Source organism: Microbacterium sp. GQ128 (assembly GCF_059758615.1).
In genome coordinates this window covers 259,703-278,006 of sequence record NZ_JCAXDY010000005.1, presented here as the reverse complement: position 1 = coordinate 278,006, position 18,304 = coordinate 259,703, and the positions used below count along the sequence as shown (strand labels likewise).

The 18,304-nt window shown below is 68.1% G+C and carries 29 protein-coding genes; 17 read left to right on the top strand and 12 right to left on the bottom strand.

The genetic code is table 11. The features are described from left to right. Nucleotides 1-39 precede the first annotated feature (39 nt). The 12 genes from AC6CHX_RS17270 to AC6CHX_RS17215 all read left to right on the top strand — a co-directional run bounded on the left by AC6CHX_RS17270 (nt 40) and on the right by AC6CHX_RS17215 (nt 5,583). Nucleotides 40-258, top strand: coding sequence for a hypothetical protein (locus tag AC6CHX_RS17270; RefSeq protein ID WP_498273812.1), 219 nt, complete (start codon nt 40-42; stop codon nt 256-258). A gap of 119 nt (nt 259-377) precedes the next feature. Continuing rightward, entirely contained in the window at nt 378-1,070 is a 693-nt protein-coding gene (locus tag AC6CHX_RS17265) for a helix-turn-helix domain-containing protein (protein WP_498273811.1), read from the top strand. Continuing rightward, a complete protein-coding gene (locus AC6CHX_RS17260) occupies nt 1,067-1,255 on the top strand; it encodes a hypothetical protein (RefSeq protein WP_498273810.1) in 189 nt (62 codons plus the stop codon). Before AC6CHX_RS17265 ends, AC6CHX_RS17260 begins: the two co-directional genes overlap by 4 nt. Further along, nucleotides 1,252-2,361: an arsenate reductase/protein-tyrosine-phosphatase family protein gene (locus AC6CHX_RS17255; protein WP_498273809.1), complete on the top strand. Its 1,110-nt coding sequence runs from the start codon at nt 1,252-1,254 to the stop codon at nt 2,359-2,361. Before AC6CHX_RS17260 ends, AC6CHX_RS17255 begins: the two co-directional genes overlap by 4 nt. A gap of 109 nt (nt 2,362-2,470) precedes the next feature. Beyond that, a complete protein-coding gene (locus AC6CHX_RS17250) occupies nt 2,471-2,719 on the top strand; it encodes a helix-turn-helix domain-containing protein (protein ID WP_498273808.1) in 249 nt (82 codons plus the stop codon). Continuing rightward, nucleotides 2,716-3,102: a hypothetical protein gene (locus AC6CHX_RS17245; RefSeq protein WP_498273807.1), complete on the top strand. Its 387-nt coding sequence runs from the start codon at nt 2,716-2,718 to the stop codon at nt 3,100-3,102. The genes AC6CHX_RS17250 and AC6CHX_RS17245 overlap by 4 nt, the downstream gene beginning before the upstream one ends. A 113-nt stretch (nt 3,103-3,215) precedes the next feature. Continuing rightward, the gene (locus AC6CHX_RS17240) at nt 3,216-3,479 is read left to right on the top strand and encodes a hypothetical protein (protein ID WP_498273806.1); all 264 of its coding nucleotides are present in this window, start codon (nt 3,216-3,218) and stop codon (nt 3,477-3,479) included. Next, a complete protein-coding gene (locus tag AC6CHX_RS17235) occupies nt 3,476-3,721 on the top strand; it encodes a hypothetical protein (RefSeq protein ID WP_498273805.1) in 246 nt (81 codons plus the stop codon). The genes AC6CHX_RS17240 and AC6CHX_RS17235 overlap by 4 nt, the downstream gene beginning before the upstream one ends. After that, nucleotides 3,718-4,047 (top strand): hypothetical protein, encoded by a 330-nt coding sequence (locus AC6CHX_RS17230; protein WP_498273804.1) that lies wholly within the window; start codon nt 3,718-3,720, stop codon nt 4,045-4,047. The genes AC6CHX_RS17235 and AC6CHX_RS17230 overlap by 4 nt, the downstream gene beginning before the upstream one ends. Next, complete coding sequence (locus AC6CHX_RS17225) at nt 4,044-4,358, top strand: hypothetical protein (RefSeq protein ID WP_498273803.1); 315 nt, start codon at nt 4,044-4,046, stop codon at nt 4,356-4,358. The genes AC6CHX_RS17230 and AC6CHX_RS17225 overlap by 4 nt, the downstream gene beginning before the upstream one ends. An 11-nt stretch (nt 4,359-4,369) precedes the next feature. Further along, nucleotides 4,370-4,651, top strand: a complete 282-nt coding sequence (locus AC6CHX_RS17220; RefSeq protein ID WP_498273802.1) for a hypothetical protein — start codon at nt 4,370-4,372, stop codon at nt 4,649-4,651. Nucleotides 4,652-4,662: 11 nt separating this feature from the next. Then, nucleotides 4,663-5,583, top strand: coding sequence for a hypothetical protein (locus tag AC6CHX_RS17215; protein WP_498273801.1), 921 nt, complete (start codon nt 4,663-4,665; stop codon nt 5,581-5,583). Nucleotides 5,584-5,586: 3 nt separating this feature from the next. Here the strand turns inward: AC6CHX_RS17215 and AC6CHX_RS17210 are convergent, their stop codons facing one another. Beyond that, nucleotides 5,587-5,760: a hypothetical protein gene (locus AC6CHX_RS17210; protein ID WP_490095783.1), complete on the bottom strand. Its 174-nt coding sequence runs from the start codon at nt 5,758-5,760 to the stop codon at nt 5,587-5,589. Nucleotides 5,761-5,792: 32 nt separating this feature from the next. Between AC6CHX_RS17210 and AC6CHX_RS17205 the strand changes: the two genes are divergently transcribed. Further along, nucleotides 5,793-6,044, top strand: coding sequence for a helix-turn-helix domain-containing protein (locus AC6CHX_RS17205; RefSeq protein ID WP_498273800.1), 252 nt, complete (start codon nt 5,793-5,795; stop codon nt 6,042-6,044). 1 nt (nt 6,045) lies between these two features. Here the strand turns inward: AC6CHX_RS17205 and AC6CHX_RS17200 are convergent, their stop codons facing one another. After that, the gene (locus AC6CHX_RS17200) at nt 6,046-6,903 is read right to left on the bottom strand and encodes a hypothetical protein (RefSeq protein WP_498273799.1); all 858 of its coding nucleotides are present in this window, start codon (nt 6,901-6,903) and stop codon (nt 6,046-6,048) included. Nucleotides 6,904-7,039: 136 nt separating this feature from the next. Between AC6CHX_RS17200 and AC6CHX_RS17195 the strand changes: the two genes are divergently transcribed. The 4 genes from AC6CHX_RS17195 to AC6CHX_RS17180 all read left to right on the top strand — a co-directional run bounded on the left by AC6CHX_RS17195 (nt 7,040) and on the right by AC6CHX_RS17180 (nt 10,328). After that, nucleotides 7,040-8,314, top strand: coding sequence for a hypothetical protein (locus tag AC6CHX_RS17195; RefSeq protein WP_498273798.1), 1,275 nt, complete (start codon nt 7,040-7,042; stop codon nt 8,312-8,314). A 352-nt stretch (nt 8,315-8,666) separates the two neighbouring features. Beyond that, the gene (locus tag AC6CHX_RS17190) at nt 8,667-9,353 is read left to right on the top strand and encodes a hypothetical protein (protein WP_498273797.1); all 687 of its coding nucleotides are present in this window, start codon (nt 8,667-8,669) and stop codon (nt 9,351-9,353) included. Nucleotides 9,354-9,443: 90 nt separating this feature from the next. Beyond that, nucleotides 9,444-9,761 carry a hypothetical protein gene (locus tag AC6CHX_RS17185; RefSeq protein ID WP_498273796.1) on the top strand — a complete coding sequence of 106 codons (318 nt, stop codon included), beginning with the start codon at nt 9,444-9,446 and terminating at the stop codon, nt 9,759-9,761. 291 nt (nt 9,762-10,052) lie between these two features. Next, entirely contained in the window at nt 10,053-10,328 is a 276-nt protein-coding gene (locus AC6CHX_RS17180; RefSeq protein ID WP_498273795.1) for a DUF4177 domain-containing protein, read from the top strand. Between the two features lie 85 nt (nt 10,329-10,413). Here AC6CHX_RS17180 and AC6CHX_RS17175 read toward each other — a convergent pair whose 3' ends face one another. The 10 genes from AC6CHX_RS17175 to AC6CHX_RS17130 all read right to left on the bottom strand — a co-directional run bounded on the left by AC6CHX_RS17175 (nt 10,414) and on the right by AC6CHX_RS17130 (nt 18,276). Further along, on the bottom strand, nt 10,414-10,722 hold the full coding sequence (locus AC6CHX_RS17175; RefSeq protein WP_498273794.1) for a hypothetical protein: 309 nt from the start codon (nt 10,720-10,722) through the stop codon (nt 10,414-10,416). Beyond that, on the bottom strand, nt 10,722-10,985 hold the full coding sequence (locus AC6CHX_RS17170; RefSeq protein WP_498273793.1) for a hypothetical protein: 264 nt from the start codon (nt 10,983-10,985) through the stop codon (nt 10,722-10,724). Before AC6CHX_RS17170 ends, AC6CHX_RS17175 begins: the two co-directional genes overlap by 1 nt. A gap of 126 nt (nt 10,986-11,111) precedes the next feature. Beyond that, nucleotides 11,112-11,531: a hypothetical protein gene (locus AC6CHX_RS17165; protein WP_498273792.1), complete on the bottom strand. Its 420-nt coding sequence runs from the start codon at nt 11,529-11,531 to the stop codon at nt 11,112-11,114. Next, nucleotides 11,528-12,178 (bottom strand): hypothetical protein, encoded by a 651-nt coding sequence (locus tag AC6CHX_RS17160; protein WP_498273791.1) that lies wholly within the window; start codon nt 12,176-12,178, stop codon nt 11,528-11,530. The genes AC6CHX_RS17165 and AC6CHX_RS17160 overlap by 4 nt, the downstream gene beginning before the upstream one ends. Beyond that, nucleotides 12,171-12,488, bottom strand: a complete 318-nt coding sequence (locus AC6CHX_RS17155) for a hypothetical protein (protein WP_498273790.1) — start codon at nt 12,486-12,488, stop codon at nt 12,171-12,173. The genes AC6CHX_RS17160 and AC6CHX_RS17155 overlap by 8 nt, the downstream gene beginning before the upstream one ends. 3 nt (nt 12,489-12,491) lie before the next feature. After that, the gene (locus tag AC6CHX_RS17150) at nt 12,492-13,157 is read right to left on the bottom strand and encodes a hypothetical protein (RefSeq protein WP_498273789.1); all 666 of its coding nucleotides are present in this window, start codon (nt 13,155-13,157) and stop codon (nt 12,492-12,494) included. A gap of 13 nt (nt 13,158-13,170) precedes the next feature. Beyond that, nucleotides 13,171-13,386 (bottom strand): hypothetical protein, encoded by a 216-nt coding sequence (locus AC6CHX_RS17145; protein ID WP_498273788.1) that lies wholly within the window; start codon nt 13,384-13,386, stop codon nt 13,171-13,173. After that, entirely contained in the window at nt 13,386-14,078 is a 693-nt protein-coding gene (locus AC6CHX_RS17140; RefSeq protein ID WP_498273787.1) for a hypothetical protein, read from the bottom strand. Before AC6CHX_RS17140 ends, AC6CHX_RS17145 begins: the two co-directional genes overlap by 1 nt. Then, complete coding sequence (locus AC6CHX_RS17135; RefSeq protein ID WP_498273786.1) at nt 14,078-15,094, bottom strand: hypothetical protein; 1,017 nt, start codon at nt 15,092-15,094, stop codon at nt 14,078-14,080. The genes AC6CHX_RS17140 and AC6CHX_RS17135 overlap by 1 nt, the downstream gene beginning before the upstream one ends. Then, nucleotides 15,091-18,276, bottom strand: coding sequence for a fibronectin type III domain-containing protein (locus tag AC6CHX_RS17130; protein ID WP_498273785.1), 3,186 nt, complete (start codon nt 18,274-18,276; stop codon nt 15,091-15,093). Before AC6CHX_RS17130 ends, AC6CHX_RS17135 begins: the two co-directional genes overlap by 4 nt. Nucleotides 18,277-18,304 lie beyond the last annotated feature (28 nt).

Below are 18,304 nucleotides of genomic sequence, written 5' to 3'. Positions count from 1 at the left end.
CGCCCCCGATGCCACGCGGGCGCAGACAAGGCCGATCCCGTGTCTGGCACAGCACCGACCCCCACCCCGACGAAGGCGAGATCACTCCTCGCGACCGCGCACCGGCGCCACGACCCGCCCGAGGTCATCGAAGAACACCAGCGGAACCTCGCCGAGGCGAACATCAACGCCGCCATCGAGCGCGCGCTGGCGACCGCTCCCCCGCTGACCGACGCGCAGTGCGAACGGCTCGCCGCCCGGCTGAGGTCAGCGTCGTGACGGCGCAGAACGGCCCTCGCCGACAGGAGAGCGAGGGCCGAACCGATGACAACCGCCAAGATGTCACGGCCACAGTACCCCGCCCCTCTGACACGCGGTTCGTAAGCGTTCCCGCGTGGGTGTACACCGACGACCGACTGACCGGCATCGCCCGCGCCGTGTACGCGGCTCTGCTCTCGTTCGCCGACTGGCAGACAGGCCAGTGCTGGCCGTCCCACGCCGCACTCGCGCAGAGGTCCGGCTTCGGCGTCTCCTCCGTGCAACGAGCCCTCCGAGCGCTACAGGCGCTCGGCCTCGTCGCCCTGGAGCACCATATCGACGCGCGGGGACAGCGCTCGAACCGGTACACCGTGGGGCGCGCACAGCCCGCCGCCACGCCCGATCCCAGTGTTTCCGCGGTCGGTCAGAGGGACCGACCGGGCCGGTCAGAGGGACCGACCGGGGTAGTCAGAGGGACCGACGGAACGAGAACCAGAGAACAAGAACCAGAGAACGAGAACCACCCTGAAAGGCCCGGCGAGCCGGGCGCTCCAGGCGGTGAGCGGCGAGCATCCGAGAGGCAGAAGCGTTTTCTCCGTGACCTGCACCTCAACGGCGGAGGGCGGAGCCCCGACGAGATCGACACGTGGCTGGACGGGCTGACTGCCGACAGCGCCGACGCCGAGATCAGGGAAGCGCTCAGCGTCCTGCCCCGCGGCTCTGCCTACATCGGCCCCGTCGCGGGCGATCCCGCATACGCCCTCCTGAGCGACGACGGGAAGCGATGGGCCGACGCGCGAGGCGTCCCGAGCGCGATGGAGGCGGCGCGATGAAGTTCCCGGACCCGGCTACGCCCTCGTGGCGGTGGACGGCTGACGAGCACGCCGCGGTCGTCGCCTGCCGAGGTGAGCAGGCGCACGCTGACGCGCTCGCGGCGATCTTCGCACCGGCGGTCATCGTCGGCTTCGAAGCACTGCTCCGCGAGAACCGCGGCCCCTGCGACTGCGACGAACCGTGAGCCACCCCACCCCCGCTGACCTCCTCGGCCTGTACGAGCGAGAGCGCCGCGACCCGACCGCACCCGCAGTCGTCCGCGACCTGTTCGCAGACCCTTGGGGCATGCACCCCGACTACCTCGCCGTGATCCTGACCGCATCGTGGGCGCGCGCAGGCGCCGACGGCTGGCCGCTGATCGACCTCCCCCGAGGCGACTGGACCGCGATGTTCGAGGCCGTCGGCTACCTGCGCAACGGCTTCCGCGCCGAGCAGACACGCCCCCGCGAGCCCGTGTCCCTGTACCGAGGCGCCACGCCCGCCTACCGCGACGGGCTCAGTTGGACCACCCGCGAAGCCGACGCGCGGTTCTACGCCGAACGCCACCCCGGCGGACGCCTGTACACGCTGACCGCCGACCCGGCATGGCTCCTGGCACGCATCAGCGGCAACATGTTCGCCCCCGGCGGCGAGTACGTCGTGAACGCCCCCGAGCACGCCGTGACGCCGCTGGAGACGACCGAGCGAACTGCTCCCGTCCGCGTCCTGTTCGTGTGCCTCGGGAACGTGTGCCGGTCACCGCTGGCCGCGCTGATCCTGCGAGCGCGCGCCGCCGAGGAGCGCGTGCCGGTCACCGTCGCCTCCGCGGGGATGACCGCACGCGACGGCGACCCGATGGACCCAGGAACGCTGGCCCTCGCGGCCCGCCACGGGCTCGACGGCACCGCACACCGCGCCCGGCGCCTCACGCACCGCGACCTGACCCGCTTCGACCGCATCGTGGCGCTGGACACCCGAGCGGGCGCGCACCTCCAGTTCCTCGCGCACCACACGCCCGGACCACCCGAGATCGACGTGCGACCGGTCGTGAACCCGTGGCACCTGCCTGACCGCTACCAGGACCGCGCTCACGAGGAGATCGAGGCGATCTGCCGTGACGTGCTGGCAGGGCTACCGCGCGCGACTCCCGACCCCGAGCCGACGACGCACGGGAGGATCACCGCCGCCGACTTGGACCGCGCCCGCGCATCCCTCCGCCGCGGACGCCCTGCGCCACCGCCTGCGCGTCAGAACCTCCCCGGTGGACCGATTAACCCAGAACGCACCTTCGAGCCCGCAGATCGCCGCTGAGCGCCGCAGTCGAAGAAATGTAGGGCAAACCCGTGCGATCCCGTGCAGACGCGAGTACGCTTGGAGGTGCCGCTGGCGGACTCGGGCCGGGCTCCATCGAAGGAGACCCATGCCCACGCCACCCGCATCCCCAGACGCCGGAACTCACGAAAACCCCGTGCGCGCGCGTGAGGCTCGGCGGTCACCGATCCCCGAGCACGTACCGCTCCGCGAAGCCGCAGGCATGCTCGGCAAGGACGAGAGCACCCTACGCCGCTGGATCAAGCGCGGCGACCTGCCCGCCGCGAAGATCGGCGGACGCCTCGTCATCACGCTCGACGCCCTCGCCGCCGCGGTGAAGCCCGTGGAGCCACGATGAGCACCCCGACGTACGGCGTGATCCACCGCCGCCTACGGCAGGAGCGCGGCCCCGCCCGAGGGCTCCCCTGCGTGGAGTGCGGACGCGCCGCAGCCGCATGGCGATGCCGATGCAACGACTCCTCCGTGATCGCAGGCACGAACTCGTCCGGGCGCCGCGTGACGTACAGCACCGACCTGACCGAATACGAGCCCGCCTGCTGGAAGCACGCGAACGCCTACGACGCCCAACGCGCCCGCGAACGCCGCGACCGCGGGCACCTCGCCGTCACCCCACTGCCACCCAAGCCGCCGGGGCGGCGAGCCACCGGTCCGATACCGGTGGCCGTCTTGCCCGCCGCCCCGGCCCTGTTCGAACTCGACGCGGAAGGACGGATGCGATGAGCACCCCGGCACCCATCGAACCCGGCACCCAGGGAACCCCACACCCGCGCCGGTGCCGAGCACACAAGCGCAACGGCGACCCGTGCGCCCGGTGGGCTATCGCAGGCGGGACCGTGTGCCCCTCGCACGGCGGCAGAGCCCCGCAGGTGAAGGCATCCGCGCAACTGCGGCTCGCTGAACTGGTGAACCCGGCGCTCGCCACCATCGCCCGCGAGATGACGACGAGCCCGTTCAGCGCCGTACGCCTCCGCGCGGCACAGGACGTTCTCGACCGGGCGGGCATCGGACGCCAGGGCGGATTCATCGACGGGCGCGACGGCGCGTTCGAACTCGTCGCGGCGAAACTCGCCATCATCCGAGGGGAGATCAAGCAATGACCGCTGACCACGAGCACGGCGACCTGGCCGCGCTGTTCGCCACGATGACGCCGGAGGAGCAGACCGCGATCATCGCGGAACTGCCGCCACAGATCGTAGAGGCGATCCTGGACGCGCTACCGCCGGTGCCCGAGCCGGAGCCCCTGCCGATGAGCCCGCGAGACGAGTCGTGGGCGTTCCTGCGCACCCTGCACCCGGACGACCTGGCGTGGGCCGTGAGCGCACCCGAGGCCGACCGATGAACCGCGCGAACCGGCGTCCGAAGCGGCGACCGATCCCGACGCTCGCACAGCGCGAGGCGCGGGCCCGAGAGGTGACCGCCGACCGCCGCCGCCGTGAAGCCGCCGAGCAGACCCGAGCCCGCGCCGAACGCGCCCGGCTCCTGCTGTCCGACGCGCACGCGCACCGCCTGGAGCGCGCCGCCGCACGAGCCCGAGCCGACCGCGAACGAGAGGCCCGGCACGCGGCCCTCCAGCCCGTGCACGAACGACTTGTGGCGCTCGCCCGCGCTGACCTCCTCGCGGCCATACACGAGACATCCGACACCTTCGAATGGAGCCCAGCATGAGCGGTCGCAACCTCGACCCCCACCGCATCCACCACGCCCGACACGTCCTCGGAGACGCGGGGGTGAAAGCCTCGATGGCGGCGTACGAAGCCATCGCCCAGGGCGTCTACAAGAGCGACCTCGCGGGCACGACATCGCCCGAGGTGACGGCGGCGATCCGCGAGGCGCTGGAGGCGTCGCGGCTCGTACCGGCGGCGCTGTCGTTCGCGTGCGCACACGCCGCCGCGGACGAACCCTGCTGGACCGATTCGATCGTCCGCGGTGCCTGCGGCGAGCGCATCCATCACGCGATTCAGGCGAACGCGATCTGAGAGGAGCCGAAATGCCGATCCCATCCGGGGCGCGCTACCCCGGCGAATCCGACACGCACCGCGCGGCGCGACGCGCCGAGGAGGAACGTCAGCGAGCCGAAGCCGAACGCGCCGCACTCGCCGAGCGCGCACCGGCGCCGAAGCCGAAGCCTCGCCCCGCGCCGAAGCCTGCACCGAAGCCCGCATTCGCCGCGCCGCCCGCACCCGAGCCCCCGGCACCCGAGCCCCCGGCGCCAGAGCCGCCGCGCCGCACCTGGCGCGACCTCGACGCCACCGAGATCAACCGCTACTGACCGGAGACACCATGACCGCTACGACCAGCCTCCCCCTCGGCATCACACTGTGCCCTGACGGCACCGCCGCGTGCGCACACTGCGGCACACCCGCGACCGGCCCGACCATCCGATTCGACGTGTTCAGCCGAGAGGTGCCCGTCGGCTCCGGCCAAGGCACGCGCGTCCAGGAGATCATCAACGGCGGGATCGTGGACCTCGGGCTGTGCGGCACCTGCCAGGCGACCGCCGAGCACGCCGCCCGACTGCTCGACGCGAACCCCCGCATCGCCCGCGGCATCGGCTCACCAGCCCGGCATCAGGTGACGTGCGCCCTGAACGCCCTCCAGGTGATCGGCGCGGACCTGCCCGAGCAGACGACCGCCGAGGCACTGCGGGAACTGCTCGAACTGGCACCCCTCGGCGCCGCCGCGCGCTGGTCCGCGCGCTTCTCGCCAACGCAACGGCTCGGAAGCCGCGAGGAGCACGCCGCGAGTGAGCCGTGGCTGTTCGTCGGCACCGACCTACGAACCGACATCCGGCGCGGATACGCCCACTGGCTCGCGCGCCGCCTTCCTCCGCGACCTGCGGCGTGCCCGAGCGGCGGATGCCTGCTCTGCGGCGTCGGCGAGGTTATGGCCCGACACGGTGACAAGCCCTGGCGGGAGACGACCGTCAACGCCTCCGTGCTCAGCGGCGTTGGAGGCTCCGTCACCGGCCACCTGTGCCCGCCGTGCCAGGCCGCGCAGGACGACTCCGGGAGCCACATGCTCGACGCGGCGATCCTGGCCGTCGTGGACCCCGACCGAGCGATCCGCCGGAAGCGCCCCTACGCCCCGACCGTGAACGGCGCCCGAGGCTGGGCGGTGACGGGCCGGAAGCCGAATCGGAAGCCGTTCGGACACCTGAACCTCGACGGCCTGCGCAAGTCCCTCGTGAGCGGCGACTGGTGACGACTATCCCTTGAACTTCGGATTCGGGCGGCGCACGATCACCTTCGTGCGCTTGCCAGTGACCCATGTTCCGCTCGACGTGCTGGAGACGACTTCCCAGCCCTTGCGGATGTACTTCTCCGCCTCACGCTCGCTGTTCAGAGTCTTGGTTTCGTACTGATCGCGCTTGCTCGCCATGTGTGACCTCCGGGTGATGTGACTCATAGTCCGTGGACTCATCGTCAGCATACCGAGAACGTGGATCAGTGACCTTCCCGACCCATCGCACCGACTTCGGAGCACGAGTGCGTGCACTCCGGGAGGAGCGCGGCTTGTCACAGGAAAACTTCGCGCACATCGCCGGTCTGGACCGCACCTATGTGAGCGGCATCGAACGAGGACGACGGAATCCGACCCTCGACATCATCGTGCAGTTGGCCGCGGCGCTCGAAGTCCCACCCGCCGACTTGCTCAGCGCCTGAACTACAACTCGTCGCGGATCACAACGCCCGCGGAGAACCAACCCACGAGCGTCGCGGCGAGTTGGACGTGCCCGGTCGCCTCAGCCAACGAGTATCCGTGCCCCGAGTGTCGGTGCTGTTCAGCGAACGCGAGCGTTTCGAGCATGCCGATCAGCACGGCGAGATGGTCAGGGTGACCGTCGTCTCTCCGTGCGAACGCCAGCCCCCATCCCTGCTGTTGTCGGAGCGCGCCGACGATTTTCGAGAGTTGCGGCTTCTTGTCCTTCGGGATGACCTGGCTTCCAGCGGCGGCCTCGACCGCCTGGATACCTTCGCGGAGAATCTTGCTCGCGTCGGGGTCGATGCTCTGCATCTCCTGCCACGCCTTGACGAGATGCCGCCCGGCAGTGCCGTTGGCATCCTGCACCGCCATCTGCGCGGCCTCCTCCACGCCCTCCGGCAGGCGCCGAGCAAGCCTGTAGTGCCGGTCCTCCCCCACGATCATGACCGCCGAGCCGCTCCGTGCCATGTGCACGTTCAGCACCGCGACCTTCTCTGGCATCGACGCGTACGGCATCTCTGGCTCGAAGGTAGACAGGAGCAGGTCGATAACTCGAAGGGTGAACTGGTCGCCGCGGGCCGTGACCGCGGACGCGAGTTCATCTTGGGACGGGTGCGGCTGGTTGAGCCGCGTCCTGAGGGATGTCTCGATGAAGTGGACCATCCCCGGATTCACTTCGCCATACTGTGTCGCCTGATAGAAAAGGCTCCGCAACCACTCGAAGATTGGCCCTTCCAGGCTCTCCGGAATCTGCTCACGGATGACGTAGAGATCAGCGATCTCTTCTTCGGATGCGTCCCACGGTTCCCAAGGCTCCACGTTGTGGAGCATATTGGGTACTAACCGGCGTTAGACGGGGACACGCGAGCCTCCGCGACGGTAACGACGGTCGGGCGGTGCACCGGTTGCGCTATCGTGCGGCCTAAGCCACTTTCACAGACCGGAGCGACGAAGCGTGAAGCAGACCAAAGATGTGTTCGGGATCACGACCGAGGTTCGACCGGAGTCGTATGTCGATCGCGGGAAACTCGACGAGAAACTACGGCAGTATCTCGATCGCAATCTGCACTTGGCTCTCCGTGGATCATCCAAATCCGGTAAGTCCTGGCTCCGCCAACGCATACTGGGCGATGCGATCGTGGTGCAATGCCGCTACGGCCACACCGTTGTGGACCTGTACCGCCTAGCGCTCAATGAACTCGGACTCAGCCTGGAGGTGACCTCCACCAGCACCTCGTCGTTCGAGGGAAAGATCACCGCCGAGGCCGAGGGGGGAATCGGACTGCTCGCCAAGGCACGAGCGGCTTTGGGCCTTTCAGCCGGAAAGACGGAGTCTGTCACGAGCGCGCCTGCGATGACAGCAGTGAACGATCTTCAGGTCATCGCGCAGTTGATCAAGATGTCGGGTCGTCGTCTCGTTATCGAAGACTTCCACTACTTGACCATCCCCGAGCGGAAGTGGCTGGCTTCGGACCTGAAGGCGTTTTGGGAGTACGGCCTGTACATCGTGGTGATCGGAATTTGGAGCCAGAACAACATGCTTCTGCACTTCAACCCGGACCTACGAGGCCGCCTACGGGAGGTGCCGATCGCTTGGAGCGACGACGAACTGCGTGCAGTGTTGGAGAAGGGAAGCGCGGACCTCAATCTGGCTTTCTCGAAGGACATCGCGAGCAGAATCACAAAGGACTGCTATGGCAATGTCGGTATCCTGCAGGCGCTGGCCCTTGAGTATCTAGACGAACTCGGCATAAGCGAAGCCCCGGCGGCACTGACCCAAGTAGACGACCCGGAGGCGCTCGACTACGCCAGCATGGAGTACTCGGAGCAACTCGTCCCCGTGTTCCAAGCGTTCGCGAACAACGTTGCTACCGGAATCCGTAAGCGCAAGAACGCGACTGCGATCTATGCCCATGCGATGGCGGCAGTGATGGAACAGGATGACGAGAGTCTGATCGCCGGGGTGTCCGTCGACGCGATCTACGACATCGCGCACAGCCGCGAGGAACGCATTCAGAAGGGAAACCTCAAGTCCGCCCTCGGCAATCTAGAGAGCCTGCAAGTCGATGAAGCCGAGCGCGGGTTGGTGCTCGCGTTCAACCCAACCAGTTTCGAGGTCACTGTTGTAGACCGAGACCTCCTGTTCTACCGCAAGTACCAGACCGTCTCCTGGCCGTGGGAAGACCTCGTGAAGGAGTCTCGGGCGGGCTCTGACGAGGTCACCCCTTGATGGCGATCGCAGATTGAACCGCGCGCCCGCGCGCGGGGGGAAGAGAAGTCAGGGCCGGGAACCGTCTGGAGAGCAGGCCAGACGGCGCTAAAGCCCCCTCACCGATAGGACGGGTAGCCCGGCGGTCATCAATGTGACTGGTGCCCGATCCTCACGGGGCACGATGCGGGCTATACCGCTGCTCGCGCCGAGCAGCTTGCCTATCGAGGAGTGACGCCGAGCTCGCGGCGGATGCGTTCGTCCCGATCTGACGACGGACACGGGTGGTCGGATTCGAAGGCGAGGAGTCGTTCAGGCGTCACGGTTTCGATCCTCTCTCCCACCTCGGACACCCCTAGGTATAGTCGGCAGCATGAGCACCGTGATCGAACACAAGAGCGCCGACGGCAAGGCCGTCATCACCGATACTCACCTGATCTTCGAGTACAACCTGCTCGGTCGAGTCGGACGGATGACGAAGCGCTCTGAGATCCCGCTCGAGAAGATCACCGCCTACGACATCATCCCCGGCTCAGTCACGTACCTGCGGGTCGCGGCATCCGGCTGGTCAGCCACCCCCGACCCCGCAAAATCCGCGCTGGCTTTCGCACTGCACCCGAGAAACGCGCACGACGAGTTTGTGTCTGCACTCCGAGAGGCCACCGGCGCGGAGCGGCAGAGCATCGCCCCTCCGTCCGCACCTGAGGTCGTCCAGCCGATTCGCCTGCCGTCCGGGGACTTCGGCGGGTACAAGCTGCGCGATGGTGTGCTGAAGGGCGGGGGTAAGTCCGTCAGCGTGCAAGGCGCGGAAGCGGACGCGACGCAGGGCTCGCCTTCGCAGCGCTCGACGCTCACACGCATGGGTGCCGGCGCGCTCATCGCCGGTCCGATCGGGTTCGTCGTCGGAGCGGTCGCACGCAAGAACACGTCGAAGTGCTACGTGACGATCGGGGTTCCCGACGGTGTCGTCGTGATCGAGAGCAAGGCGAAGGACTTCCCCGACGCGGTCCGTTTCGCCGACGCAGTGAACCGCAGCGCACAGCAAATCGCGGCGTCATAGACGCGACCCCTCGGCGGCCGCGCACGACGGCGATGTCCGACGTCGCGACGTAGAATCGAACCTCTCGGCCGGAGGAAGGAATCACCGGTCATGGGGAACCCTGGGGCGACGCTCTCCGCGTACCGCGACATGCAGTCGCAGGCGCGATCGATCCTCGAGGCTGCGAAGCACGGCCCGCTGCAGTCGCTCACCGAGCGCGAGATGGATATCCGCGAGCAGCCGATGACGATCTACCCGCGACCGAAGCGCGTCCGCGCGTGGGTGCGGTTCGGCCCCGAGGCCGTGCGTGTCGATGCGAAGCTCGTCCGCTCCACCCCGCTCGCCGCCGGCATCGAGTTCCGCGCCGAGGATCAGACGTTCCGGTGCTGGGTGTGGGGCAACGCTGTGCAGCTCGACGACCGGACGTAGAAGGTGGTTGGCCTTCCGCTCCGTGCGGCTGTCGTGTGCACTCGGCGGAAGGCCTCAGCTCGGCGAACGGGACCTCCCCCGAACCGCGCTACCGCGTAACCGTGCTGACCTCGCACGATACGACAACGCGGCTCGGGCTGTCTATGGCCCACGTGGCGCCGGGTCCGTCGAGCACGCACGGGACACCTTCACAGTCGTCTCCGCGCGGTGTACGTTGGCCGTGCCGAGAACCCCGGACCTCCCCCTAACGTTCCGGGGTTCTCGCGTGCGTGGGAGGCCTAGGCTGGTCTGATGCTCATCGGACTCATCCGCCCTATCGAGACTCACACGATCACCCTGAAGGGTGAGGAGCTCGCAGACGTCCGGGCGCAGCTCGTCGCACAGGCACCCGAAGGCTGGGAGCTCGTGTCAGCGGTGCCGACCATGACGAACGGAACCCCGGTGCGCTCCGTCGAGGGCAGATTCGAGCGGCGCGACGGAGCCCGCGAGATCGAAGCCGATGATATGGCCGCGCTCGAGGCGCAGGTCCCCGAGGGGTGGCAGATACTCTCGGTTCGACGCGACTGATGCCGCCAACCGCGCTCGGATCGCGCCCAGACAAAAGAGCACCCGCGCGACATTCTCGCGCGGGTGCTCTTCCTTTGAGAGCTCTTTAGACGAACTCCTCGACAGGGCTCTTCAGCATCGTCGGCGGGGCCGCGGGAGCAGCGCCCGAGTCGGCGTCCTCAAACGCCTTTCCTAGGGCGTCCTCAGCAATGTCCTCGACGAAGCTGTCGGATGATGCGAGCGTGCAGTCGATGCCGAGGTGGAAGGAGATCGACAACTCGTCTTCGTTCACGAACATGTCGGCGCTGACGACCGCCATGTTGCGCTGGACGGAAGTGTAGACCGCTTCGAGCCACTCGTCGGTGAATGGCTTGGGCGCCTGGAACTGCGCCGTGATGTGAATGCCATTGATCATCACTTTCCTCCTTCTGGTTGTGCTTCTGGTTGATGGGACTGGATGTGCGCCGAAATTTCTTCGCGGCGGGGCGCATTGGCCGGATATCGAAGGTCGATCGTGAGCTGATGACCACGGCCTCCGTCGGGCCAAAAGCGCACGGATGTGTCTCCCCAACGGGAGCGCATGTACCAACCTGAACCGTGAAGCTCGTCGAACAATTCCGCGTGGCCGTTGGGGAGCGAGTCTTCGTCGATCATCTGACGCCAGTCGTTAGCCCCCACCTGTGCAGTATTGCACACGATCTGGGGCGTCTCATCGGTGCCTGCGGAAAGCACGGAGCGCCCCCGGACCGGTAGAACGACGAAAGGCCCCCACCCGGCCGGAGCCAGGTGGGGGTCGTCTCGGTATCAGAGTCCGATGCGGTCGTTGTGCTGAGAGATCGCGGTGCGGAGCTGCGTCGTGTCGTCGGTGCCGGTGTCTGCGCCGTCCATCATCGCGCGCCACTGGCGTCGGGTCAGTCCCGTGGCCTTGCCGTCGGGACCACGGTAGGCGACCGCCCCTGCCGGAGCGGAGCCGGCGCCGAAGTTGCGGAGCCACTCGTCGACTGCCGGGATGGCCATCACGCGCGCGACCGCAGCGCTGATCGCCGCGAGCGCTGCGATCGCGCCCGTGAGCCACGCCACGAACGGGCCGGGGAGCACGTCCTGGATCGCGGTGAGGATTTGCGGAGCGACGACGACGGTCGTCGCGAGGATTGCTGCAGCGGCGATGATGACCTGCACGGCTGTGCGGATCGCGCGCTGCAGCGGGAACCAGATCTTGTTCATGGTGTTCCTCCGGTTGGGGTCGGGATGCAGACGGTCGCCTGCTGTCTGTGGAAGTTGCCGGACTCGGTTTCGGCGACATCGAGCCACACGCTCGTGGCGGCGGCCCCGTCCGGGCAAGCAGGACCCGCAGGCCCCGCTGGTCCCGTCGGTCCGGCGGGCCCGGGGACGGTGGAGTCGGCACCGGGTGCGCCGTCCGTCCCGTTGGTCCCGTTCGTGCCGTTCTGCCCGGCCGGGCCGACGCACCGTCCGCCTGCGCAGTACGCAGCCACCGCGGCGGCTATCTGCTCGGTGGTGACGTCGCGGCCTGCTGCCCCGTCGCGGCCGTCCTTGCCGCGCTGACCGGTGGCACCGACGGGTCCAGGTGGGCCAGGCTCCCCCGGGTCGGCCGCCGGGGCGTCTTGCGCGACGTCGGAGGGCTCCGGCGCTTCCGGCTCTTCGCCCGTGGAGACCGTGAACTCGTCGTACAAGCTCACGTATTCGTCTTGCCACTGCAGAGCCTGGTCACGCCAGGAGTCCCCGCGTGCGCGTTCGAGCAGCCATGCGGTGGTGAGGATGCCGGCGACGACAACCAGGAGGATGGTGAACAGTGCCGTCAAGCGGCGGCGCTCACGCACAGACGCTTTCAATAGTGCTTCGGTATCAGTCATGCTTCTCCTCCGCGAGGATTCCGGTGCGCGCCGGCCAGGGTGGGTATTCGCCCCGTTCGACGCCGCTCATGAGTTGCGACTCGCGACGCTCCCACGCGACATCGCGGCGCTGATGCCAGACGAGCAACGGTTCGAGACGGTCGACGCGATCCTCGAGGGACTCGATACGTTCCTGCTGCTGGTCGATCATCTGGTGCTCGAGCGAGCCCTTCGTGGGGATGAGCCTCAGCAAGCCGGAGAGGAGCGCTCCGATCGCTATCCCAACGACGCCGAGGATCGCTGCCCCCAACGGTCCGTTGAGAAGCTCCACGGCTCAGACGGTTGCCTTGGAACCCGACAGGAGGTTCGCGTAGACCTGGTCCGAGACAGTCACGAACTGTGCCACGCCCCTGCCCTCGAGTGCCCGGTAGACGGCGTTCTCCGCGGGGGTGATCTCGCGGGTTCGCCCGGACGGGAGAAGCCGCCCCTTGGCGAGCTGCGAGTTCGCGCGCTGGATGATGATGATCATGTCTTCTTCCTCTTCTTCCTTCTTCTGGGGGGCCGGTGCGACGGAAGATCCGCCACCGGATGCAGCTGAGGGGATCGCGATCTGCTGGTCAAAGATCGCCTCCGACCAACCGAGGTAAGGCCGACCGATCTGCGCCTGACGCTGCGCGATCGTGCAGACGCCGACGACGCCGTATCGCGGGTAGTCGGTCGCGACGACCTTTCCGCCGCCGAGGCTGATGACGACGTCGCCGGCGGCGGATCCGGCCTTCGCGCCGAACCACACGGGAACGCCAGCGGGCGGGTTCCGGTCGCCGGGGTGTCGGCGCTCGGTCTTGTTCCACGCCTCGAGCGCGGTTCCCGCGTGGCGGCCGGTCGATGCGCCCTGCGCCTTGTACGCCTGCCAGACGTAGTGAAGGCAGGCGCCGTGGTGCGCGAGAGCGCCCTGCGCGCGCAGCCAAGCGGCCGCGGCAACGCCGTTGATCTTGCCCATCAGCTGTACCTCCTCAAAGAGAAACCCCCGGGAGATCCGGGGGTTCGGTGATGCTGTCCGCGTCGCCGTCGAGATCGGCCGGCGACTGCGGTGGTCGGTAGTCGAGCAGGGCTTGGGCGTGCCCCGGGTAGTGCAGCGCGAGGTGGAACGCGATCTCGTCGGAGGAGTCGGCAGGGAGCCCGGCCGTCGTCATGACGGCGGCGAGCAGCGTGCGCAGTTCTTCGTCCATCAGGCCCACCTCACTGGTCGCAGAGTGATCATCGAGTAGTTGCAGACGTTTGAGCCCGCGCTCGGGACGGCGTTGCGTCGAGCCCAGAAGGTGAACACCGTCTCGACGCCTCCGGGGAGCATCACGCGCTTCGTCGGATTCTCGATCGCAGTGTGCACGGGCGAGAACGAGAACCGGGTCCACTGCGATGCGACAGGCCCCCCGTCGGGCGGGGTGTCCGGTCCCAACGTGAGGCCGCCGGTGATGTTGACGCCGATCATCGTGTACGAGATCGTCGCGCCCGTTCCCCCGGCTACCTCCGCGCTGACTTCGACGTCGACCCAGAGATCTGCGGGTGGGGTGTACGCCAGCGAGAGCCCGACGTTCTGCCAGGAAGACGCGGCCGCGGTCACGGTGAAGCTGCTCGGTCCGATCGCGTACCTCGCGTTGGGCAGCGAACGCACGTCGCGCAGCCCGGCGGCTTGGATGATGGTGATCCGGCGATGCTGCTCCACGCACAGCACGCGATCGCCGACACTCAGCGAGGGCAACGTGCTCTGGGGGCTCAGCGCCAGCGGTTCGAGATCTCCGTCGAGCGTCACGCGAAGCGGGCTGGCCTGCACGACGGTGGCCCAGCGGATCACCGGCATGAGGTCGATGCGTCCCCAGAGTTTCGCGATCTGGTCGAGGACGGGGCGGAGGAGATCGACCATCAGGTGACCTCCCTCCACTCCGCGCGGACATCGGTGTCGAACTCGAAAGAGCACGACATGCGCTGCACCGTGGCTAGCCGCCGGCGTCCGTCCTCGGGGATGAAGGCGACGAGATCGTTCGGGTTCAGCGGCAGCATCGCGTGCGTGACCGCGAGGCGGGATACCGGGCTCATCGCGTCGGCGAGCTTGCGGGCCGCGTACTGGTCGATGATCGTCTGCGTCGTCGCCTCGACGCCTTCCTCGGTCGCCGTGATCCATCGGCCGCCGCGCGCCTGATAGGAGTACGGCGAGTTCGGGTCTTCGTTGGTGGCGACCCCGGCGAGTGGTGCCGCCGTCTCATCCCCTTGGCCAACGGCGACGAAGCGATTCGGAACGGAGGAGAGATCCTGCTCCCGGGCCCAGTCGGGGAAGTGCACGCTGGTTTCGCCGTGTTCGAACTCGAAGCTGACCGGGCGGGATGCGGGGTCGATGTACGGCTCGACTCGGAACAGCCCTGACCCGTCGCACCAGAGGCTCCAGTAGCCGGCGGCCTGCAGGAGGTCGTTGATGATCGTGAGCTTCGAGGTGCCCGCCTCCCAGGTGAGGCCCGAGGTGAGAGCCGCCTCGGATGCGGTGACCGCGATGCGTGTCTCCCCCGTGGACTCAATGAGCGCGACGACTGCCGGGATCACCGTGGTGCCCGCCGGCAGCGTGAACCGCTGCTCGACGGTGTCCTCGTTGATGACGTTCATCTTGGTGAGCAGGCCCACCGAGTACGACACCCCGACCTCGCTGTGGTTCTCGGTCGGAGAGCTCAGCAGGTACGTCCCGACGGCCCACGGTCGGACTCCGTCGGAGAACGTCGCCTGCACGCGGTGCGAGAGCCAGTCGATATCGCGGCGGTGGTCGAGAGTGAGAGACCCTGACCCGCCGAGGGCGCTCTGTGCGACGATCTCGGCCGACCCCCCGGTGACCCCGTCAAGGGCACCGAGGGGCCGGTCCTCGCTGTCGAGCAGCTCGAACGCCCATCCATTCATCGTGTCGCCTCCGTGAGGGTGAAGCTGTACCCCCAGACGCCTTCCCACCCATCCGGGTGTGGAGTGGACGACTGGCGGGGCAGCTGGATCTCGCCGATCGCGCCGTAAATGCGCCGGCCGTCGGGATCACGAAACAGGAACAGGTCCGTCTCGAGCTGCGCGATGCGGGTCAGGCGCTCGACGTCGGCCGTGTCGTCGTCACGGTCGGAGGTCCGCCCGGAGACGGCCACCGATCGCGAGAGCGCAGCGCCCGTCAGCGCGACGGGCAGCGACCGTCCGGCGTACTGCTTGAGCGCGCGCTGACGCCCCGCTGTGATGTTCACGGCGGGGTCTAGCGGCAGCCGTGCAGTCGCACCGAAACCGTCACCTCCGGAGAGCCACAGCGCCCCGGAGCGCGCCTCGACGATCACCTCCGTCGCCGCGGTGGCCCCCTCGGAAGAGAGAGCGGTGGCACGGTAGATGGTCTCGCCGAAGCTCAGCGACTCCCAGTCGATGAGCAACGCCGTGTCAGCGACGTCGGCCACCGACTCCCACGTCTCGCCACCGTCGACCGACCGCTCGACCTTGATGTTCACCGTCTCCGGGAACGCCGTGGTCGACGTCGTCGAAGCGTTGGCCGGACCGTTCCACACAGGGAGGCGAGGGACGTCGCCCACGAGCACAGACTTCGTGTCGCCGTCGAAGTACCCTCCGGTGTACACACCCGCCACGAGGGCGACCTCGTCGAACCAGACCGGCGTCGACAGCGAGCCGTTCATCAGGAACAGCGTCGCGGTCGTCGAAGACCCCAGCGTGAAGGTCACTCGGACCTCGGTTACGCCAGGCTCATTCGGTGCGGCGTTCGACAGCACGTTGTTCACGGGCATCCCCACGGACTGCGCCATGAGTCGCCTGAACCATGAGGCGTGCAGCGCGCCCGTCTGAGCAGCCGCGAGGCGCACCTTCGCGATCGCAGTGTACGTCTGTCCCGCCGTGAGTCCAGCGACGATCACCGACACGTACGAACTGCTGGAAGAGCCGTTCGGTTCGACCTTCACCGACCTCGTGCCCGACGCGGCCCACTCTGTCGATTGATAGACGTAGGCGGCGCTGACCGCGGGGTTCACGCCTGTCGCGCGCGTTCCGCTCAGAACCGACTCGGAGGTGTTGACCGCGCCGACGAATGTCGAGGTCAAGTCCGGGTTACCCGTGCCCTGTCCAGGTGAGAAGAACGGACCACCGATGGATCCCGCCTCGAGCATCGGACGGCCGATGTAGCCGCTGACACCCGCAGGTAGAGCGGATCCGACCATCTCGATGTAGACGCGGTTGAACACGTCCGTCGCGCTCAGGGTGAACTCGTAGCGGCTCACTCCCGAGACGAGAGGCACCTGACCCTGCGCGCGGATCACCGACCCGTTGGTGTCGAGCAGGTAGATCCGAGCGTGCGTGAGCGAGGCGTGCAGCGCCTGCAGGTTCACTGCGAGTCGATACGTTCCCGCCGCCTTCGTCGCGTCGAGCGTCTGGATGACGCCCAGCCGCGTCGCCCCTGCCGCCGTCCCGGTGACCAAGAATCGGTTCCCGGATGCAAGCGCAATCGAGCCGACCATCGACGCCGCCCACTGACTCGTGACCAGGAGGTCAGGGTCGCGGAGCAGGTTGCGCCGGAGCTCGACGCCGGCCGCTGTCGCCTCGAGGCCGGGGTTCGTGAACAGGTTCGTCACGTCGACCACAGGCACGTCCGGATCACCGGAGGCGACCGACAGTGAGACGCCGCCCTCGCTCTCATTCCACTCGCCGCTGATCGACGGCGGGGCGGGAGGATCGAAGACGACCACGAAGGACTGCGCGGCCCAGTCGGACCACACTTCTCCGGTCGCCGCCCGGACACGGACGGTCCAGTCCCCCTCGGTGAGGCGGGTTGTGAGCGTGAACGTCGTGGCCGCGCCAGATCCGGAACGCTCCTCGACGATGTCGCCAGCGCCGTTCAGGAGCTCGATCTGCCATGCCGACTGCGGGCGTCCTTGCGCCTGCAGCCATGACCACTCGACCGGGAGGGTCGATGCGTCCCACTCGGTCTCCGGCTGGGTCACCGCGACGCCGGGGCGATCGATCACCGAAAGCGTCGCCGTCGAGGACCAGGGCGACCAGTCCGGGTGCGAGCCCTTCGTGCGCGCTTCCCACTCCCATGCGCCGACGGCGAGGGCGATGTCCCGGAAGGAGGCGGTGGTTCCTGACTCGGTGGTCCACGTCGCGCTGCCTGCGGTCCGGTAGCGAAGCTCGTAAGCGGTCTGCGTCGAGGAGTCGACGGGGTTGTGAGTCCACGAGAACCGGACCGCCGCATCGTCCGGGCGGACGGCACCGTTCGGTGCGAGACCGGTCGGTGCGTTCGGCGGCGTGAGCAGCTGGACGGTGTTCGAGGGAGCCGAGTAGGCGCTCGCGAGTGAGGTCACCTTCGCGCGGACCGTGTATGTGTGAGGGGTTGCCGGGTTCGGGGACAGGTGCGTCCACGGGAGCGCGACGCTCGTGGCGACGACGGTGTCGCCGTCGCGCACGTCGTAGGAGGATGCGTACGGGGGCACGCCCGACGCGCGGACGACGATGTCGTTCCCGGTGCGCTCGGCAGAGATACCCGTCGGCGCGGCCGGCGTCGTGTAGACCGTCGCCAGGCCCGACCATCCGGACTGCCCCGCCGCGGTCTTCCCCGCGACGCGGTACTCGTACTTCCGGTTCGCTGCCGTGGTCGTGTCGGTGAAGGTGGCGACGTTCCCCGCAGGGTTGCCGATCTGCTGCCACGCTCCGCCGTTGGTTCGCCGCTGCACGACGACACTCGAGTAGGTCGCGTTCCTCGACCAGTTCAGCGCGTGCTGCGTGTCCGAGACTCGCGTCACCGTGAGCCCGGAAGGGGCGGCAGGGAGCGGGCGGTTGATCCCGACCTGCATGGATGCCGCGCCGCCGAGTCCCTGCGTCCCGGTGGCCTGCTGAGACAGGCTCGTCGTGCCGCTCGCGCCGTACGTGCGAGTGCCGAGCAGCTTGGTCCCGAAACCGGACGGGAGGGTCGTGGTGTAGTTCGTCCCGTTAATCGCGTACCGGTACGTGCCGACGGACGTCGCAGGGTCGGTGCAGATCACGTAGTACCGGACGACGGACCCGTCGTCTGAGATCCGCAGTGTTCCCGCGGTGCCTACGCTCTTGTCGACCATCTGCAACTCCTCAACGATGGCGGCCCCG

Coding starts and splice junctions, on each gene's coding strand:
- AC6CHX_RS17175 (WP_498273794.1), bottom strand. CDS start 10,722: ATGATCAATGGCATTCACATCACGGCGCAGTTCCAGGCGCCCAAGCCA.
- AC6CHX_RS17180 (WP_498273795.1), top strand. CDS start 10,053: ATGCTCATCGGACTCATCCGCCCTATCGAGACTCACACGATCACCCTG.
- AC6CHX_RS17220 (WP_498273802.1), top strand. CDS start 4,370: ATGCCGATCCCATCCGGGGCGCGCTACCCCGGCGAATCCGACACGCAC.
- AC6CHX_RS17210 (WP_490095783.1), bottom strand. CDS start 5,760: ATGGCGAGCAAGCGCGATCAGTACGAAACCAAGACTCTGAACAGCGAG.
- AC6CHX_RS17235 (WP_498273805.1), top strand. CDS start 3,476: ATGACCGCTGACCACGAGCACGGCGACCTGGCCGCGCTGTTCGCCACG.
- AC6CHX_RS17185 (WP_498273796.1), top strand. CDS start 9,444: ATGGGGAACCCTGGGGCGACGCTCTCCGCGTACCGCGACATGCAGTCG.
- AC6CHX_RS17150 (WP_498273789.1), bottom strand. CDS start 13,157: ATGGGCAAGATCAACGGCGTTGCCGCGGCCGCTTGGCTGCGCGCGCAG.
- AC6CHX_RS17245 (WP_498273807.1), top strand. CDS start 2,716: ATGAGCACCCCGACGTACGGCGTGATCCACCGCCGCCTACGGCAGGAG.
- AC6CHX_RS17160 (WP_498273791.1), bottom strand. CDS start 12,178: ATGACTGATACCGAAGCACTATTGAAAGCGTCTGTGCGTGAGCGCCGC.
- AC6CHX_RS17140 (WP_498273787.1), bottom strand. CDS start 14,078: ATGGTCGATCTCCTCCGCCCCGTCCTCGACCAGATCGCGAAACTCTGG.
- AC6CHX_RS17260 (WP_498273810.1), top strand. CDS start 1,067: ATGAAGTTCCCGGACCCGGCTACGCCCTCGTGGCGGTGGACGGCTGAC.
- AC6CHX_RS17145 (WP_498273788.1), bottom strand. CDS start 13,386: ATGGACGAAGAACTGCGCACGCTGCTCGCCGCCGTCATGACGACGGCC.
- AC6CHX_RS17190 (WP_498273797.1), top strand. CDS start 8,667: ATGAGCACCGTGATCGAACACAAGAGCGCCGACGGCAAGGCCGTCATC.
- AC6CHX_RS17135 (WP_498273786.1), bottom strand. CDS start 15,094: ATGAATGGATGGGCGTTCGAGCTGCTCGACAGCGAGGACCGGCCCCTC.
- AC6CHX_RS17225 (WP_498273803.1), top strand. CDS start 4,044: ATGAGCGGTCGCAACCTCGACCCCCACCGCATCCACCACGCCCGACAC.
- AC6CHX_RS17165 (WP_498273792.1), bottom strand. CDS start 11,531: ATGAACAAGATCTGGTTCCCGCTGCAGCGCGCGATCCGCACAGCCGTG.
- AC6CHX_RS17230 (WP_498273804.1), top strand. CDS start 3,718: ATGAACCGCGCGAACCGGCGTCCGAAGCGGCGACCGATCCCGACGCTC.
- AC6CHX_RS17130 (WP_498273785.1), bottom strand. CDS start 18,276: ATGGTCGACAAGAGCGTAGGCACCGCGGGAACACTGCGGATCTCAGAC.
- AC6CHX_RS17215 (WP_498273801.1), top strand. CDS start 4,663: ATGACCGCTACGACCAGCCTCCCCCTCGGCATCACACTGTGCCCTGAC.
- AC6CHX_RS17250 (WP_498273808.1), top strand. CDS start 2,471: ATGCCCACGCCACCCGCATCCCCAGACGCCGGAACTCACGAAAACCCC.